Source organism: Bacillus sp. FG16 (assembly GCF_057809515.1).
The window spans coordinates 1-1,288 of sequence record NZ_JBMDKC010000254.1 but is presented as its reverse complement, the minus strand read 5'-3'; the positions used below and the strand labels follow the sequence as shown (position 1 = coordinate 1,288).

Genomic DNA, 1,288 nt, shown 5'->3' with positions numbered 1-1,288 from the left:
TTGGTATTATCCCCTATAGGTAGACAGTAAAAAAGAGTCCATCTGATATGATGGACTCAATACTGTTTTATCTGGAGGGGATTTTTTTATGGCAAGAAAAGGACAATCATTTCAAAAATATACAGAAGAACTAAAGCGAGAAGCAGTTCGTCTTCGATTAGAAGAGAGAAAATCATTGCGAGAAATTCGTGAACAACTCGGTGTGAAGAGCGATGCCCAGATTATTGAGTGGGTAAAACGTGCGCAACAAGGGGAGTCTTTTGATGATCAACGTGGTGTCTGGAATCGAAAGAATTTTAATAGTCTAGAAGAAGAAAATGCTTATTTGAAGGCACAGGTTGAGTATTTAAAAAAGCGCAATCCAAATCTACACGGGAAGGAATGGTCCTAAAGAAAGAACGATTTTCTCTTATCGATTCATTACGCCAAGCCTATCCACTCCGATGGTTGCTTCAAATCGCGGAAGTTTCTAAGGCTGGCTACTATAAATGGCGGAAATATCATAACGTGCAGCGTTTACGTCAGAAAAGGGATATGTGGCATAAAGAACATATTTTATCTATTCATCGTCAGCACCCTTACTATGGGTATAAACGTATGACTCGTGCTTTGGCTCGAGAAGGAATGGTAATGAATCATAAACGTGTTCGTCGTCTTATGAGAGAGCTGGGTATTCAATCTATCATTCGAAAAAAACGTCCGTTTTATGGAAGAAAAACATCTGTGGTATTTAAAAATCATTTGAATCGAGAGTTTCAAGCTGAAAAGCAAAATCAAAAATTCGTAACAGATATTACTTATGTACGAATCGGAGAACAATTTGCCTATTTGTCGGCTGTGTTAGATTTATACAACAATGAAATTGTTGCCTGGAAGCTATCTTCAAGAAATGATTTAGATTTGGTTTTAACTACATTACGTCAATTAGAAGGGAAGTCATTAACTACTAAGCCCCTTTTCCATTCAGATCAAGGGTTTCAATATACATCTAAATCCTACGCAAAACAGTTAGAGAAATTAGGATTTGTCGGTAGTCATTCTAGACGTGGAAACTGTTTTGATAATGCGTGTATCGAATCATTCTTCTCACATTTAAAAACAGAGAAGTTGTATTTAGTGAGCCCAAAAACATATGAAATGGCCTACCGAGCAATTCAAGAATATATTCAGTTTTATAATACAGAAAGATTCCAAGAAAAACTTCACGGCCTTTCCCCGATAGAATATCGGGAAAAGGCCGTGGCATAATACTCTTTTTATTTCTGTCTACTTGACAGGGAGATGACCA

Annotated in this window: 1 protein-coding gene; it reads left to right on the top strand. The window is 37.1% G+C overall.

Annotation, left to right across the window (positions count from 1 at the left end; genetic code table 11):
* Positions 1-88 precede the first annotated feature (88 nt).
* Positions 89-1,248, top strand: a protein-coding gene (locus tag ACODS7_RS32050) for an IS3-like element ISBth8 family transposase (RefSeq protein ID WP_488828604.1) whose coding sequence is annotated in 2 segments (ribosomal slippage) — positions 89-347 and positions 347-1,248 — 1,161 coding nt in all. Because the reading frame shifts where the segments join, the coding sequence is not laid out codon by codon here.
* The last annotated feature ends 40 nt before the right edge of the window (positions 1,249-1,288 follow it).